Genomic DNA, 17,479 nt, shown 5'->3' with positions numbered 1-17,479 from the left:
ATCTCTTTCGTGTCGGGCCGAAAAGGGCTCTTTTTTCGGGAATTTCGCGCCGCGCTGTCCCGGCCCCGTGAATAAATCACTATCTTTGAGCCGCATAATTTACGTAAGAATAGATGTTAAAGAAACTGAAAAAGAAATTGGGGCTTCGCGGCGGTAAGGGCGGAGCTCAGGCGGTGCGGCAGGCGACGGGCGAGGAGCGCCCGAATGTGCCGGAGGTGGCGGTACGGGAGATCAAACGGATGTTGTTCGAGGCTTTTTCCGACCATCCGTCGCGGATTTACGACTCGAAAATGGCGGCCAAGCAGATCGGCATACAGGGCAACGACGGGCGGAAGATGGTGCACGACCTGATGCGCGAGATGGCGGCCGAAGGGGTGTTCGAAAAGGTAGGGGCGGGGCAGTACCGACTGGTGCGGAAGCAGCTGCCCACGAAGACCGGGCGCGTGGATATGACCGCCAGCGGGATGGCCTATATCATCGTGGACGATGCCGCCGAGGGCGAGAAAGATATCATCGTCGAGCCGCGCAACACCCACCATGCGCTGCACGGCGACCGGGTGCGGGTGGCCATTATCGGCCGTCGGCGCGACGGACGGATCGAGGGCGAGGTGGTCGAGACGCTGGAACAGGGCAAACGCACGTTCGTCGGGCGGATCGAGATTTCGGAGAAGTACGCTTTCGTGATTATCGACTCGCGGACGATGCCGGCCGACATTTTCGTGCCGCTCCGATCGATCAATGGGGCGGAGAACGGGCAGAAGGTCATCGTGCAGATCGTCGAATGGCCCGAGACTTCGAAAAACCCGACCGGCGAGGTGGTCGACGTGCTGGGAAATTCCGGAGACAACAACACCGAGATGCACGCCATTTTGGCGGAATACGACCTGCCGTACCACTTCCCGGAAGAGCTGGAACAGGCCGCCGACAAGATCAAGGCGGGGATTACGAAGGCTGAAATCAAGCGGCGCAAAGATATGCGGGGCGTGGCGACCTTCACGATCGACCCGGCCGACGCCAAGGACTTCGACGACGCGCTCTCGATCCGGCGGCTCGAAAACGGAAATTGGGAGGTCGGGGTGCATATTGCGGACGTGACGCACTATGTGCGGCCGGGCGATGCCATCGACACCGAGGCGGTGGAGCGGGCGACGAGCGTATACCTGGTGGATCGCACCGTGCCGATGCTCCCCGAGGCTTTGTCCAACGACCTCTGTTCGCTCCGTCCGAACGAGGAGAAACTCACCTTCTCGGCCATCTTCGAACTGGACGACGAGGCTAAGGTGCTGAACGAGTGGTTCGGGCGCGCCGTGATCCTCTCCGACCGGCGGTTCGCCTACGAAGAGGCGCAGGCGGTGATCGAGGGGCGGCCGGAGACGCAGAACGAGCCGTTGCGCGAACAGATCCTGACGCTCGACCGGCTGGCCAAGAAACTGCGGGCGGAACGGTTCCGGAACGGCTCGATCGGGTTCGAACGCGATGAGGCGAAGTTCGTGCTGGACGAACACGGGAAACCGCTCAGCGTATACTTTAAAGAGATCAAGGACTCGAACCAGCTGATCGAGGAGTTCATGCTGCTGGCCAACCGCAAGGTGGCGGAGTTCATCGGGCGCAAGCGGCCGGGACAGCGGACGGAACGGACGTTCGTCTACCGCATCCACGACAAACCGAACGAAGAGAAGCTGGCCAACTTCAAATCTTTCATCACCCGCTTCGGCTACAATTTCAAGGCTGAGAAAGGGAAGGCGGTGGCCAAAGAGATGACCAAACTGCTGGCCGACATCAAGGGGAAGAAGGAGGCGAATTTAGTATCGACTCTCGCTATCCGGTCGATGGCCAAGGCGGTCTACTCGACCACTAATATCGGACACTATGGTTTGGCGTTCGATTACTACACCCACTTTACCTCGCCCATCCGGCGCTATCCGGATATGATGGTACACCGCCTGTTGCAGCACTATCTGGACGGTGGCAAGTCGGAGGACAAGGAGACGTACGAAAAGCTGTGCGACCACTCGTCGGCCATGGAGATTCGGGCGGCCGAGGCCGAACGGGCGTCCATCAAATACAAGATGGTCGAGTTCATGGAGGACAAGGTGGGGCGCGAGTTCGACGGCTCGATCTCGGGCGTTACCGATTGGGGGATCTATGTGGAACTCGCGGAAAACAAGATAGAGGGGATGGTCGCCTTGCGGGATATGTCGGACGACTACTACGCGTTCGATGCCGAGAACTATGCCGTGGTGGGACATACCACGGGGCGGCGGTTTACGTTGGGCGACGAGGTGCGGATTCGGGTCAAGCGGGCGGACTTGAGCCGCAAGCAGCTCGACTTCGAGATGGTCGGGACGATCGACTTCCACACCCGGAAACTGGATCGGCTGCCGGAACCGGCCGTCTCGGGCGACGGTCTGGGCGCTTCGGCGCGCGAGGCCAGACGAGCGGCGCAGGGGGGCGGTTCGTCGCGCAGCGGCTCGTCGCGGAAACGGCGGGGAGGCGGCAAATCGCGTTCGCGGGGCGGACGCTCGAAGGAGTAACCATCGGGGAGAGGAGAGGGGGCGATGTCGGACGCTATCGAACGCTTCGGACGTTACATGGCCGCCGAACGGCGTTGTTCGCCGGCGACGGTCGATATCTACACCCGCGACCTGCGCGGTTTCGAGGCCTACCTGAAAGCGGCGGCCGATTCTTCCTCTGCGGCCGGATTCGATCCGGCCGCGGTGACTTTGGCCGATGTGCGGGGGTGGGTGATGCGCGAGGTCGAGGCGGGAACGGCCGTTGGAAGCGTCAATCGGAAAATATCGACCTTGCGCTCTTTCTTCCGCTATCTGATGCGGGAGGGGATCGTGGCTTCCAACCCGGTGCGCGAGATCAAGGCGTTGCGCGGGGGACGGCGGCTGCCGGTCTTTGTGGAACAGAGCCGGATGACGCAATTGGTGCGGGTGCTGGAGGAACCCTCGGAAGAGTTTCCGATCGAGCGCGACGCGACGGTGATCCTGTTGCTTTACGGTTGCGGTTTGCGGCGTTCCGAGCTGGCTTCGCTGACGTTGGGGAGTATCGACCTGCGGGCCGGGACGGTGCGGGTGATGGGAAAGGGGGCCAAGGAGCGGATCGTTCCGATTTTGCCGGAGGTGGCGACACGTTTGGAACACTATTTGTTGCTCCGGGCGAAAGAAAAAATTTGCGAGTCGGCGGAAAATTGTCTATTTTTAACCAACAAAGGACGGGGCCTTTCGGCGCAGGGGGTGTATGGCATCGTGAGGAGCTACCTCGCGGCGGCGGGGGTGCAGGGGAAGCGGTCGCCGCACGTGTTGAGGCACACTTTCGCCACGCATCTGATGCAACACGGCGCTTCGGTGCGGGTGGTGCAGCAGCTCTTGGGACATGCTTCGCTGGCGGCGACGCAGATTTATACCCACAACACCATCGAGTCTTTGAAGAAGACCTATAATCAGGCCCATCCGAGGGCGATGTCAAATATTCAGAAAACGAAGGAGGATAAAGTATGAACATTCAGATTCAATCCGTGAAATTCGATGCCGATCAGAAACTGATCGATTTCGTGCAACATAAGGTAGGTAAGCTGGATCGCAAGATCGATAACAGTACGGGCGCCGAAGTGACGCTCAAACTGGACAAGGACGACGCGGCGGGGAATAAAGTGGCGATGGTGAAGTTGGCGATCCCGGGTCATGAATTGGTGGCCGAGCGGCGCAGCAAGTCGTTCGAGGAGTCGATCGACCTTTGCGTGGACGCGATCAAACGCCAGATCGAACGTTACAAGGACAAGTAGGTCGGTTGGGCTCGGTCGAGGCTGTCGTGCGTTTTGGGGTAGAGGCTGGTAGTTGAAATGCGTAAGCATTTCCCGTCCACGGGACGTGGTGGGGCCCGCGCGGCCCGAGGGCAGTACCCTCAAACTAAATCGCGCAGGCGCGCGAACAAAAAACGGGGCAAGGAATTGGGCCGAGGCTGCCTTAGCGATACGTAGTATCGCTCCGTCCCGCCGGGGTCACCCGGCCGCCGCCCGCGCAGGGCAGTTTCAGGCGGGTCGAAGCTCGGTCGCGCGCCAACGCCTTAACAGGAAAATCATTCAAAAGCGATGTTCGCTTTTGAATCAGATTTTCCAAGGCGCGCGGACAAAGAATGGACATAAAAAAGCGGCGGAGCGAAAGCGGAGCCGCAGTGAGGCGGACACGGAGCAGTGGGTTGGATTGTGCTTTTGCGACTCGCAGAGGCGCGCGGGCCGAAGCTTCCGACCGCGGAGGCCCGCAACTCACGTTGCTTTTGGGCCCCGCAGGCTTCGACCGCTTGAACTGAGAGCGAATAGCGTGATTCCGAGAGGAATCGCCGTCCTCGGCGAGAGCGACGCATTAGCGGCGCGTGGGGGGCGCGCCCGAGGACGAATCCGGCAGCCTTGGGCGGTGAATGGATTGTTGCTTTTGCGGCTCGTAGAGCCGCGCAGTTCGCCGCCACCCCGTGCGGCGGGCTGCACTCGTCGGGGCTCATTGCGCCTCCGCTGGCGGCGAACAGCTTAAATAAGAGACGAATGGGCTGTGCTCTTGCGGCCTTCCCCCAAAAGGGGGGCGCAACTCGCTGAGCTCGTTTGGCCCCCGCTGGTTCTGGCCGCCAAAATCGAGCTAGTTAGGATAACTCCAGCCCCTTGCCCCCGCGAGTGGCATCCCGTTTATTCCGAGAGGCAACGTAACTGAAAACCGCGTGCCCGGTTTGCCATGTGACTGGGATCGAGACTCGCTTCGTAGAAATGCAAGTATACCCCGTTGATACCGTTGACCGTAGACGACCTGCTGTATCCGCTGCTGCCTACGTTGCGCAACGCACCCTCGCCGCTACCGCGGTAGCCCGGGGCGGAGCAGTCTGTTTGCTGTCGGATTGAACAACCCGTCCGGCTATTCTGACCCGAATCGACCTCAGGCTCGAATAAAAGATTACGAAAAACGCACAGCACGTTCTTTATCTATGGGATATAAGGAACAGAAACAGCGGCTGCTCGACAGCCGGTATATCCGCATGGCCCGGATATGGGCCGAGAACTCCTATTGTGTTCGGCGACAGGTCGGAGCGTTGATCGTGCGCGACAAGATGATCATCTCCGACGGCTATAACGGCACCCCGCAAGGGTTCGAAAACGTGTGCGAAGACGACGCCACGGGGCTGACCAAACCTTACGTCCTGCATGCCGAGGCCAATGCCATTACCAAAGTCGCCAAGTCGAACAACAGTTCGGAGGGATCGACCTTATATGTGACCGCTTCGCCGTGCATCGAGTGTGCTAAACTGATTATCCAGGCGGGGATTCGGCGGGTGGTGTTTTGCGACGACTATCACTCCGCCGATGGGGTGGAGTTGTTGCGGCGTGCCGGTATCGACGTCGTGCAGGTGACGGAACTGGGTGACGCAGAGAAAGCGTAATTCGCATGGAGCCTCCGGAACAAACGCGTTCCGGAGGCTCGTTGTTTTGCGTGATGTTGGAAAAGAAAAAGATGGAAAATAAGCATATCGCCCCCTTGATTGAGCTGGCCTCCCGATTCGAAGGCGAGGAGTGGAGGCGGGCGGTCGATGAGGCCGGACGGGAAAACGAGTGGTTCACTCCGTGCCAGATCGAGGCGGCTGTGAGGGCTTTGAGGAACGATTTGTTGCGTCCCGAACAGCTTCGGGCTTGGCTCGATCGGTATTCTTTGGCCGAACCGACGGGGAGGTCGGTGGGGATCGTGATGGCCGGGAATCTACCGCTGGTCGGGTTTGCCGATCTGGCCGCTGCCGTAGCGGTGGGGTGTCGGGTGTGGGTCAAACCTTCGTCCAAAGATCGGGCGTTGATGGAATATGTCGTCCGCGCGTTGCGACAGAACGGCTGTGAGGTCGAACTCCTCGACGCTCTGCCGGCCGGGGCGACCGGATGGGACGGGGTGATCGCCACCGGGAGCGATGCGACGCGCGATCGGTTTGCCCGACAATTCGCCGGGCTGCCGGTGCTGCTGCGCGGTGCACGGCAGAGTGTGGCGGTGCTGAACGGCGCGGAGAGCGACCGGGAGGTGGAGGGGTTGAGCGAAGATATGTTTCTTTATTGGGGGCTGGGGTGTCGGAGCGTGGTGCGTCTGTTCGTGCCGCAGGGGTATGACAGGACGCGATTGGTGGCCCGTTTGGCTGCTTGCGACCGGGAAGTGCATCCGAAATACGAAGCTTGCTATCGCTATGCGCGTGCGATGGCGGCGATGGGGGGCGAACGGGTGGTCGACGGCGGCTTTTTTCTGCTGCGCTATCTGGAGATGGAGGCCGGGCCGACGGTGCCGAAGGTGGGGGAGGTCTTTTGGTCGGAGTATCGTTCGGAGGCGGAGGTGGTGGAGTGGCTGGAACGGCACGAAAGCGCGTTGCAGTGTGCGGCGGGAGCGGTTCCGGAGGCGTTTCCGCGCAGGGTGCGTTTGGGTGAAACGCAGCATCCGGGGTGGACGGACTATGCGGATGGGGTCGATACGGTTCGGTTTCTTCTCTCTCTTTGACGTGGGGTTCGCTGGGGGGCGAACTGGGTCGATGTTTTTATATGAACCATTCCGGAAAAATTTGGTTAATTTTGTCGCGTGTGAAGGCAATGGATTATTCGGTCTTTGCCCTGTATAGAACTGTTCTTTTTCTGAAGAAAAAGAACCAAAAAGACTTTCGACGGATGCTTACGCATCCTCCCGCTGCCGGCGGCCCAAATCTCGGTTGGTTCGTTGGGCTGTGGTTTTCCGGCGTAGCGCGCTAATAATGGGCATAATACCCTAAGCGCGCTCGCCGAGAAAACCCAGCCCGACAGACTCACGAAGACTGAGGACTGCGGAGCGTAAGGCGTAGCGTAGCTATCATGAAAGTTCTTTGGGTACCTTTCTTTCAAGAAAGGTACGGTTCCATGCGGGTAGATACGGAATAATCAAAGGTTAAAACGAGACAGATTATGGGAAAAGCATACGAAAAATTTTTGGCCCGTCAGGCCGCCCTTGAGAAACAATACGACACCAAATATTACGAAAAGCAGCACAACCGCGGGAAACTGACCGCCCGTGAGCGGATCGAGCTGCTGTTCGACGAAGGCACCTTCGAAGAAGTGGACGCATATGCCACCCCTGCCGCCGGCGGAGGTTTCGGTAAGTCTACGACCGCTTTGGGAGACGGCGTGATTGCCGGGTACGGCACAGTCGGCGGCAAGTCGGTGTATGCTTTCTCGCAGGATTTCAATGTGTTGGGCGGATCGCTCGGATCGGTGCACGCCGCCAAGATCGTTAAAGTGCAGAGCATGGCCCTCAAGACCGGATCGCCGCTGATCGCCTTGATCGACTCCGGCGGGGCCCGGATCCAGGAAGGGATCACCAGCTTGAACGGCTATGCCAATATTTTCCGGCAGAACGTGCTGGCCTCGGGCGTGATACCGCAGATTTCGGCCATTATGGGGCCGGCTGCGGGGGGCGCTGTTTATTCGCCTGCTTTGACCGACTTCATTTTTATGACCGAGTCGACCAGTTATATGTTCGTCACCGGGCCGGACGTCGTGCGGCAGGTGTTGAACGAAGAGGTGACCGCAGAGGAGTTGGGGGGCGCTTCCGTGCATTCGACCAAGACCGGGGTTGCCGATTTCGTCTTCAGCGACGACGAGAATACCATTAAAGGGATCAAGATGTTGCTCTCGTTCCTGCCGGCCAATAATATCGAAAATCCGCCGTTTATCGGCACCGACGACCCGGCCGATCGGGCCGAAGAGGCTTTGCTGGACATCGTGCCGGACGACCCGGATAAACCGTACGACGTGTTGGAGGTGATTCGGATGATTACCGACCACGGTCGTTTCTTCGAAGTGGGGGCGGGACATGCGCGGAATATCGTGACGGGGTTGGCGCGGATCGGCGGCTATGTCGTCGGGGTGGTGGCCAACCAGCCGCAGGTGATGGCCGGGACGCTCGATATCGACGCTTCGGTGAAAGGGGCGCGGTTCATCAACTTCTGCGACAGCTTCAATATCCCGATTATTACGTTCGAAGACGTGCCGGGTTTTCTGCCGGGGACGGATCAGGAACACGCCGGGATTATCCGACACGGAGCGAAGTTGCTCTACTCCTACACGCGGGCGACGGTACCGCGGATTACGGTCATCCTGCGGAAGGCTTACGGCGGGGCCTATATCGTGATGAACAGCAAGGGGGTCGGCGGCGACTTCTGCTATGCGTGGCCGACGGCCGAAATTGCCGTGATGGGGCCGGAGGGAGCTACGGCGATCCTCTACCGCAAGGAGCTGGCGGAGGCCGAAGATCCGGTGGCGCTCAAGAAGGAGCTGTCGGCGAAGTATCGCGACGAGATCGCCAATCCGTATGTGGCGGACGAGAAGGGATTTATCGACGAGGTGATCGATCCGCGGGCGACGCGTTCGAAGATTATCAATGCGCTGAAAACGCTGGAGAAAAAATCGGTCAGCCTGCCGAGACGCAAACACGGCAATACACCGCTTTAATAACCGTTCGTTTATCCGTATTTGCCCTGTATGGAACCGTACCTTTTCTGAAGAAAAGGTACCCAAAAGACTTTTGGAGGATGCTTACGCATCCTAAAGCTGCCGGCGGCCCAGCTCTCGGATGATTTGTTGGGCCGGGGATTCTTCCGGGGCGCGATAATGCAGGTATTACCCTACGCGCCCCGGAGAACCCCGACCCAAAAGCAATCGCAGAGATTAAGGACTGCGGAGCCTAAGGAGTAGCGTAGCTAACTAAAAGTTTTTGGTGCCGCTTTTTCCAAAAAGCGGCAGTTCTCTGCGGGTAGACACAGATAATCGAATTGATAAAGAGAAGTATATGATCAAATCGTTACTGATAGCCAATCGCGGCGAGATCGCCATTCGGATTTGCCGGACAGCCAAACGGATGGGGATCAAGACCTACGTGATTCGCACCGTCAAAGAGCCCAACGCCGTTTATTTGGATTTTGCCGACCAGGTGCTCGACTTTCCCGAGACCGACGGCACCACCCCCGAGTTTCTCGATATAGAAAACCTCGTGAAACTCGCCGTGGACAATAAAATTCAGGCTTTGCACCCCGGGTACGGGTACCTGTCGGAAAATGCAGAGTTCGCACAGAAATGTACCGATGCCGGCGTGAAGTTCGTCGGGCCGCCCGCCAAGCTTATCAAGGACATGGGCGACAAGATCATCGCCAAGGAGATTGCCGCGAAAAACGGCGTGCCGATGCTTCAGGGGAGCGAAGGGAGCGTCAAGGATGTCAAAGAAGGCGTGAAGATCGCCAAGAAGATCGGCTATCCGGTGATTATCAAAGCCGCATCGGGCGGCGGCGGGCGCGGGATGCGGATCGTTCACAAACAGAGCGAGATGGAACGCATGTTCCATGCCGCTTCTTCGGAAGCCCAGAGCGCGTTCGGCGATCCGTCGGTCTTTATCGAGAAATACCTCGAAAACCCGAAACACATCGAGTTTCAGGTCGTGGCGGATGCCCACGGGAACGTCGTGCACCTCGGCGAACGGGAGTGCTCCGTGCAGCGCAAGCACCAGAAACTCCTCGAAGAGGCCCCGTCGTCGGGGATCGATGCCGCATTGCGGAGCAAGATGGCCCGTGTGGCCGTTAAACTGGCCAAAGGAGCGGGGTATGAGAGCTTGGGAACCGTAGAGTTTTTGCTCGACAAGAACAAAAACTTCTACTTCATGGAGATGAACACCCGGATCCAGGTCGAACACCCGATTACCGAGGAGATTACCGGACTGGACTTGGTGGAACTCCAGCTGCGGATCGCATCCGGCGAGAAGCTGCCCATCAAACAGAGCGACGTGAAGCTCGACGGCTGGGCCATCGAGTGCCGGATCAATGCCGAGGACGTACAGGCCGATTTCACCCCTTCCATGGGGACGATCAAACAGCTGCGCTTGCCGCAGGGGGACAATATTCGGATCGACACGGGGATTGTGCCGGGGTCGGAGATTACCCCGTGGTTCGACTCCATGATCGCCAAACTCATCGTTCACGGAAAGGATCGCAAACAGGCTATCGAACGGGCCTTGTCCGCTTTGGAACGGTTCCATATCAAGGGCGTGAAGACCTCCATCCCGTTCTGCAAGGCCGTGCTCCACAACGAAGCCTTCCGGAGCGGAGATTTCGACACCTCGTTCATCGAAACGAAACTCGAATCGCTCGTCTACCGCGAGCCGGACGAAGAGCTGATGGCAGCCATGCTGGCTTTGTACCAGTACACCCACGAAACCGTGCCCGACGTCGGGCCGGAGACCGGAATCGACCCGTGGGTGCTCAACCGACGGATCCGGAACTTGTAATTCTCCGTCCATTTCTCTTAGGCTATTCCAACTATGACACCGAAGAAAACGACCAATACGACCAAACTGATCGCCCTCGACACGAACACCAACGCCGAGTACGAATTTTCGGTCAAAGACAACTACGAATACCGCTATCAAAAGAAACCGATCCGGATCGACCTCGTGCGGGAAGCCGACGGAGTGAACGTGCTCTCTTGCAACGGATTGCGCTATCCGTACGAAGTGACGCGGCAGAGCGCCAATACCTATAATATCATCCTGAACGGCGTCAGCTACTCGTTCTCCGTCGAGACCCCCTTCTCGCTCAGCCGGAAACGCATGCTGGCCGCCAAGGCCGGCTTGTCCAAGAAAGAGGTCATCAAGGCACCGATGCCGGGCAAGATACTCGACGTTTTCGTCACCGAAGGACAGGCGGTGGGGAGCGGCGAGGCGCTGCTCGTGCTGGAGGCGATGAAGATGCAGAACACCATCTCGACCCACATGAAAGGGACGGTCACTAAAGTGACCGTCGTGCCGGGGAAGACGGTCGGGAAAGACGACGTGTTGATCGAAATCAAGGCCGAACACTGATCGGCCTTGATCCTCTGAGGGGGTGGTCTTGCGGCGTTCAATAAATCTGCGGAAGATTCCGTTTACCGGGGAGGAGAGATGACACACGAACAGACCACCGAACAACACGTCCGGGAAAAGGTCGCTCTATTGCCGGAGGGGCCGGGCGTATACCAGTTTCTCAACGCCGAGGGAACCATCATATACGTCGGAAAGGCCAAGAACCTCAAACGACGCGTGAGTTCCTACTTCGTCTCGCGGGCCGACCACACCCGGAAAGTGCAGGTCATGGTGCGTCAGATCGCCGACCTGCGCCACATCGTCGTCGGGAGCGAGGCCGACGCCCTGCTGCTCGAAAACAACCTCATCAAAGAGCTCCAGCCCCGCTACAACATCCTGCTGAAAGACAGCAAAAGCTATCCGTGGATCGTCATCAAAAACGAACCCTTCCCGCGGATATTTTCCACCCGTAAATTCATCAAAGACGGCTCCCTCTATTTCGGGCCTTACTCCTCGGTGAGCATGCAGCGCGCCGTGCTGGAGCTCATCCGGGGGCTCTATCCGCTGCGCACCTGCAAACTCAACCTCGCGCCCCAGGCGATTGCCCGGGGTACCTATTCGGTTTGTCTGGAGTACCACATCGGGAACTGCAAGGGCCCTTGCGTGGGGTTACAGAGCGAGGAGGAGTATATGGCGAATATCGCGGCGGCCAAGAATATCCTGCGGGGCGACCTGCGGCCAGCCGAAGCCTATTTCACCGCCGAGATGAAGCGGCTCGCCGAGGGGCTGCATTTCGAACAGGCGGCGCGGGCGAAGGACAGGCTCGCCTTGTTGGCCGACTATTCGAGCCGTTCGGTGATCGTCAGCGCCACCCTGACCAACCTGGAGGTGGTTTACGTGCTGCACGACGAGGGGACGGCCTTTTGCAACCACATGCGCATCGTGCGGGGAGCGGTCGTGCACTCCTTCACCTTCGAGATGCGGGGGCGGTTGGATGAGTCGCCGGACGAGCTGCTGACCTTCGCCCTGGGCCAGATTTTTGGCGAGGAGCGGGAGGAGGGGATACCTTTGCCGCGGGAGGTTATCGTGCCGATGATGCCTGACGCCGAGCTCTTTCCGACGGTGAATTTCACGGTTCCGCAGCGGGGGGATAAACTCGAATTGCTGCGTTTGGCCGAGAAGAATTGTAAAATCGCCCGGCTCGAAAAGTTCAAACAGATCGAAAAGACCGATCCCGACCGGCACACCGATCGGATTATGGCCCGGATGCAGAAAGACCTCCGGCTGCCGGTCGAACCGCGATATATCGAGTGTTTCGACAACTCGAACATTCAGGGAACCAATCCGGTGGCCTCGTGCGTCGTCTTTCGCGACGGGCGGCCCAGCCGGAAGGAGTATCGCCATTTCAACATCAAAACGGTGGTCGGAGCCAACGACTTCGCCTCGATGGAGGAGGTGCTCACGCGGCGGTACGGGCGGTTGCAGGCCGAGGGGCAGCCGTTGCCCGACCTGATCGTGATCGACGGGGGGAAAGGGCAGCTTTCGTTCGCTTTTGCGGCTTTGGAGAAGCTGGGGCTGCGAGGGCGGGTCTCGGTCGTGGGGCTGGCCAAGCGGATGGAGGAGGTCTACTACCCGGGCGATCCGCTGCCGCACTATTTGGACAAGACCGGCGAGTCACTGCGCATCCTGATGCACATCCGCGACGAGGCGCACCGCTTCGGGATTACGTTCCACCGCCAGAAACGGTCGATTAACTTCCTGAAATCGGAGCTGGAGAACGTGCCGGGGCTGGGCAAAACCTCTATCGACCGGTTGCTCAAGAAATACCGGACGCTGGCACGGATGGGGCGCACGCCGCAGGAGGAGCTGGCGGAGTTGATCGGCGCGGGGCGGGCGAAGATTCTGACGGACTACCTGCGCGGTCGGGGAGAGGCTGCCGGCAGCCTCTCCCCGGAGGAAGAACCGGCGCCGACTGCGGCTCCGGATTTGGAGATTGGCCGGTAATGATATACTTTTGCACAGATATTTTCTGATGCCGCTCTTCGGAGTGGCCGGGAAAGGGCCCATAGCTCAGTTGGTTAGAGCAGCGGACTCATAATCCGAAGGTCGTGGGATCATGCCCCTCTGGGCCCACAGCACTCTATTTTAGCGTCGCTTTCTTGTTTAGGGAGCGACGTTTTTTTGTCCGATAGGTACGGTGTCTTTTTCAGACAGCGACAGTTTTCTCGCTTTGCAAGGCATGTAGCGGCCTAGGCTACGATAAACTCTTTTGAATTTCTATCTTGATTTTCATCGCTTTTTGACCGAAATTTGTCCTCGCAATACCCCGCAGAGTGTTGTTTGCAGCAAAACATTTTCTATCTTTGTCCGTGTCGGGACTTCGGGTTCCGGCGGACATATTTCGATGAAAGTGTTTAGCTTTTATCCTTGGCAGGAAATCTGGTAAATGTTATTTTGTTTATATTTAGTTTATTGTATATCAATAAGATGGTAATTGCAACACCTTGCAAAAGAAACAGAATAGAAACAAAATCGGTATTTTAGGAGATTCTTCGGTTTTTACTTTTCACTTGATTTCATCCCTTGCGCTTGGTCGTACTAAAAGTGTTTTTCAAGTCGTTTTTCCCAACAACCAGTCGCTCTTCTGAGAATATCTTGTTGAAGCGCATCGATGAATTGTTGCAGCCAAAAGAGAAAATGACAAACCTCAGTCTTATGGGTATATCCCTATTGGAGTTTTGTTCTTCGCAAAGGTAGCTATTTCTATCAAGTCATAGGCATATGGAAAGGCAAATTGCCTACCTAAATTTAGTTTACTTTGCTTTAGCATATATATAGGCTAATGTACTAAACTAAACTGAATTTTCGTCTCTTTTTGCCTTTCTTCCTAACAATCGCTCAGCCAAAAAAGAACACGGAACTGCATCGTATTTTCTCTTTTGGCTGCAATGCAACTTTGGGGCTGAATCATACTTCTGAAACCTATGCGAATGGTTAGGAAACTCTTGAGCAACTAAGTTCGACATCAAAGAGATTAAGAACGATTAGAATATTATTCTGTTTTTATCTTTTTATTGCATTATGTTTTATATTTTTACAGGCAAATATCAAACGGATTAAACATGGATAAACCAAAGAACCCTATAAAAGAGGTGCTTGAAGAAAAAGGCATCAAGCAGATATGGTTGGCGGAAAAACTCGGAAAGAGTTTTTGTATCGTCAATTCTTATGTCTGCAACAGACGTCAGCCGAGTTTGGATGTGCTGTTCGAGATTGCAAATATCCTACATGTTGATCCAAAAGATTTAATCATCAGTAAATAAGTCCAAACATATGAAATTATACGAAATCCTCAAAGGCTCCGAATACAGTTTGGATATGTTCAGCCAAGAAGTCATTGCCGAGTTGGAGAACCGGATTATTGAACGGATGGACAAAAAAGGTAAAACCTATCCGGTTGTATCATGTCTTGTGCGTAATAAAGAAATAAAACTGACCCCGGAAGAAATTGTCAGACAATTATATGCGGCTAAATTGATAAATGATTACGGATATTCTAAAAGCCGGTTGGCTTTTGAATATCCGATTTATTTCGGACGTGAAACCAAGCGCGCAGATATCGTGATCCGGGATAATGACGATGCTAACGTCGCCTACATCATCGTTGAGCTGAAAAAACCGAAAGCCAAAGATGGCCGAGAACAGCTGAAATCTTACACCCATGCGACGGGTGCAAGTATGGCCGTATGGACTAACGGAACAACGATAGCCTATTATCAACGCCAGAATCCGAACTATTTTAAGGATATTCCTAATATTCCCAATGTGTACCAAACATTGGAGGATATCCTGCAAACTCCTTTTACTATGGACGATTTGGTCAAAAACGACAAACTGACCAAAACAGGCAAGTCGCTTAAAGACCTGATTCTCGAAATGGAGGATGAAGTTCTGGCAAATGCCGGCGTCGATGTATTCGAGGAGGTGTTCAAACTGATATTCGCTAAATTGTACGACGAACAAATTGGGGCTACAGAGAAAGATTACAATCTCGTATTTCGCAACTCCGGACAAAGCGATATTCAATTGAAAAATAAAATCGAAGACCTCTTCCGCAAGGCATGCAGCAAATGGACTGGAGTGTTTGCTAAAGATGCAAAAATAGCTCTGACTCCCCCACATTTGTCTATTTGCGTCTCTTCGCTCGAAGGCGTCAAATTGTTCAATTCCAATCTCGACGTAGTGGACGAGGCTTTCGAGTATCTGATGAGCAAAAGCAGCAAGGGTGAAAAAGGGCAATACTTCACACCCCGTTATGTTATCGATATGTGTGTCAAAATGCTCAATCCGCAGGTGGATGAAACGATGATCGATACGGCTGCAGGCAGCTCGGGATTCCCTGTTCACACGATATTTCACGTATGGAAACAGATGCAGATAGCAGCAAATAAACCGGTAAATCATCTGTTCACGGCAACCCCGAAAAGTCATGCGGAGATCGAATATGTACACGATAATGTTTTTGCCATCGACTTCGATGAAAAAGCCGTCCGAGTCGCTCGAACCCTGAATTTGATTGCCGGTGATGGTCATACGAATGTTCTGCACTTAAATACACTCGATTGGGCCCGCTGGAATACGGTTACAAAGGAAGAAACATGGGTAGATACCTACAATGAAGGCTTCAAAAGGTTGAAACAGTTACGTGTCGGCAACGATTTTGGACAGTTCAACTTTGCCATTCTGATGGCCAATCCGCCGTTTGCCGGTGAGATTAAAGAGGGGCAGATTTTAAGTCGTTACGATTTGAGTATGAAAAATGGTAAGGCACAAAAGAGTGTCAGCCGTGATATTCTTTTCATAGAACGTAACCTTAATTTCTTGAAACCGGGTGGCCGTATGGCAATCGTATTACCGCAAGGTAGATTCAACAACAGCAGCGACAAAGCCATCCGCGAATATATTGCCGAACGATGCCGCATTCTTGCCGTCGTGGGACTGCACGGTAACACCTTCAAACCGCATACCGGCACCAAGACAAGCGTATTGTTCGTTCAGAAATGGGACGACGTACTGTGCCCGAAAGTCGATGATTATAACATCTTCTTCGCAACCCAGCAGAAAGAGGGTAAGAACAATAGCGGCGATAAGCTCTATTGGAAATCGGATAAAAGCGGCACGACAACCGATCCGAAACTCGCGCTTTACGACAAATATGGTCACCCTATCGTATATCATGATTTGCTCGTAACCGTAAATTACAACTGGAACGAAGAGAAAAAATGCAATGAAATAGAGCAGATTACCCCCGACGGCATTGCCGAGGCGTTTGTCGAATTCGCCAAGAAAGAACAGCTATCTTTTTTCGCGGATGCCCCTTTGATAAAGTAAAATACGAGGCTTTATTGGAGGGGCTGGAGATAAAAGAAAAAAAGCTCTATGAAGTATTAAGTAATAAGGATTTTCGAATAGATAGTTCTTTTTACACAAAAGAGCCAAAGAAAAATCCGGATCTTATTTATGCTAAAATCGGCGAACACCTTATTTCGTCGCAATACGGTATATCTATCGAGATGAATACGGATTCTGTTGGATATCCTATTTACCGCATGAACGAGATTCATGATATGTTATGCGATCTTGATGTCGATAAATGTGCTGATATTACACAAGCCGAATACGACAGATTCGTATTAAAAGATAGGGATGTGCTATTTAATCGAACCAATTCCTTTGAATGGGTCGGTCGAACGGGTATATATTATCAAAATGATGATATACAGCGGACGTTTGCTTCTTATCTGGTAAGGTTGAATCCTAAAGACAGCATATTACCGGAATATTTGTGCGCCTATTTGAATTGCAAATATGGAGAATGGGATGTAAAACGCAGAGCAAGGCAATCAATTAATCAAACCAATGTAAATCCGGAAGAGGTCAAAGAAATTGAAATCCCGATTCTTGATGTCGATTTGCAACAAAAGATTCAAGAATGCTTTATGCGAGCAAATTCTTTAAGAGTTTTATCGAAAACGATTTATTCAGAAGCCGAATTGATATTGCACGAAGAGTTAGATATCGATCTGTCGGCTATGGTTAGTACAACCGTAGCTCAGAAACGATTTTCCGACTTTGTGAATTGCGGACGGTTGGATGCAGAATATTATCAACCCAAATACGACGGTCTTTTTTCTCGATTGAGCAAGTTTGAGACTAAACGATTAGGAGATATAGTCCAAATCCGCAAATCGATAGAACCCGGAAGCGAAGCATACCAAAATAAAGGTATTCCTTTTATTCGTGTTAGCAATCTGTCTAAATTCGGTTTTTCGGATACGGAAATACATTTATCGCCAGATGAATACGGAGATGTAATTCGGCCTAAACAAAATACCATTCTACTCTCTAAAGACGGAAGTGTAGGTATTGCTTATAAAGTCGAACAAGATATGAATGTCATAACCTCAGGCGCGATATTGCATCTGACCATTACGGATGATGAATTTATGCCTGATTATTTAACGCTTGTCCTTAATTCTGTTATCGTTGGTATGCAGGCGGAACGAGATGCCGGAGGATCAATCATACAACACTGGAAACCGTCGGAAATCGAG

12 protein-coding genes and 1 tRNA gene are annotated in these 17,479 nt (G+C 54.3%); all 13 read left to right on the top strand.

Features of this window, described 5'->3' with window-relative positions; translation table 11 throughout:
* The first annotated feature begins 113 nt into the window (after positions 1-113).
* Positions 114-2,534, top strand: coding sequence for a ribonuclease R (gene rnr / locus ACTO3O_RS04380; RefSeq protein ID WP_297831040.1), 2,421 nt, complete (start codon positions 114-116; stop codon positions 2,532-2,534).
* A gap of 24 nt (positions 2,535-2,558) precedes the next feature.
* Positions 2,559-3,506, top strand: coding sequence for a tyrosine-type recombinase/integrase (locus ACTO3O_RS04375; protein WP_297626473.1), 948 nt, complete (start codon positions 2,559-2,561; stop codon positions 3,504-3,506).
* The gene (locus ACTO3O_RS04370; RefSeq protein ID WP_294592002.1) at positions 3,503-3,790 is read left to right on the top strand and encodes an HPF/RaiA family ribosome-associated protein; all 288 of its coding nucleotides are present in this window, start codon (positions 3,503-3,505) and stop codon (positions 3,788-3,790) included. The genes ACTO3O_RS04375 and ACTO3O_RS04370 overlap by 4 nt, the downstream gene beginning before the upstream one ends.
* Before the next feature lie 1,184 nt (positions 3,791-4,974).
* Positions 4,975-5,427 (top strand): dCMP deaminase family protein, encoded by a 453-nt coding sequence (locus ACTO3O_RS04365; RefSeq protein ID WP_294592469.1) that lies wholly within the window; start codon positions 4,975-4,977, stop codon positions 5,425-5,427.
* Between the two features lie 71 nt (positions 5,428-5,498).
* The gene (locus ACTO3O_RS04360) at positions 5,499-6,512 is read left to right on the top strand and encodes an aldehyde dehydrogenase family protein (protein ID WP_297831048.1); all 1,014 of its coding nucleotides are present in this window, start codon (positions 5,499-5,501) and stop codon (positions 6,510-6,512) included.
* Between the two features lie 434 nt (positions 6,513-6,946).
* Positions 6,947-8,491 (top strand): acyl-CoA carboxylase subunit beta, encoded by a 1,545-nt coding sequence (locus ACTO3O_RS04355; protein WP_294592473.1) that lies wholly within the window; start codon positions 6,947-6,949, stop codon positions 8,489-8,491.
* Between the two features lie 337 nt (positions 8,492-8,828).
* Positions 8,829-10,313: an acetyl-CoA carboxylase biotin carboxylase subunit gene (locus tag ACTO3O_RS04350; RefSeq protein WP_297831936.1), complete on the top strand. Its 1,485-nt coding sequence runs from the start codon at positions 8,829-8,831 to the stop codon at positions 10,311-10,313.
* A 33-nt stretch (positions 10,314-10,346) separates the two neighbouring features.
* The gene (locus ACTO3O_RS04345; RefSeq protein WP_294592477.1) at positions 10,347-10,886 is read left to right on the top strand and encodes an acyl-CoA carboxylase biotin carboxyl carrier protein subunit; all 540 of its coding nucleotides are present in this window, start codon (positions 10,347-10,349) and stop codon (positions 10,884-10,886) included.
* A gap of 78 nt (positions 10,887-10,964) precedes the next feature.
* Positions 10,965-12,869, top strand: coding sequence for an excinuclease ABC subunit UvrC (gene uvrC / locus ACTO3O_RS04340; protein WP_297831940.1), 1,905 nt, complete (start codon positions 10,965-10,967; stop codon positions 12,867-12,869).
* Between the two features lie 55 nt (positions 12,870-12,924).
* A tRNA-Ile gene (locus ACTO3O_RS04335) sits at positions 12,925-12,998 on the top strand.
* Positions 12,999-13,987: 989 nt separating this feature from the next.
* Positions 13,988-14,188 carry a helix-turn-helix domain-containing protein gene (locus tag ACTO3O_RS04330; RefSeq protein WP_297831943.1) on the top strand — a complete coding sequence of 67 codons (201 nt, stop codon included), beginning with the start codon at positions 13,988-13,990 and terminating at the stop codon, positions 14,186-14,188.
* A 10-nt stretch (positions 14,189-14,198) separates the two neighbouring features.
* The gene (locus ACTO3O_RS04325) at positions 14,199-16,256 is read left to right on the top strand and encodes a type I restriction-modification system subunit M (protein WP_298080775.1); all 2,058 of its coding nucleotides are present in this window, start codon (positions 14,199-14,201) and stop codon (positions 16,254-16,256) included.
* Positions 16,257-16,270: 14 nt separating this feature from the next.
* The coding region (locus tag ACTO3O_RS04320; RefSeq protein WP_482596497.1) for a restriction endonuclease subunit S at positions 16,271-17,479 on the top strand (1,209 nt) is incomplete at its 3' end.

The organism is Rikenella sp. (assembly GCF_056799795.1).
The sequence above is the reverse complement of the archived record's forward strand: the minus strand, read 5'-3'. Positions and strand labels throughout refer to the sequence as shown.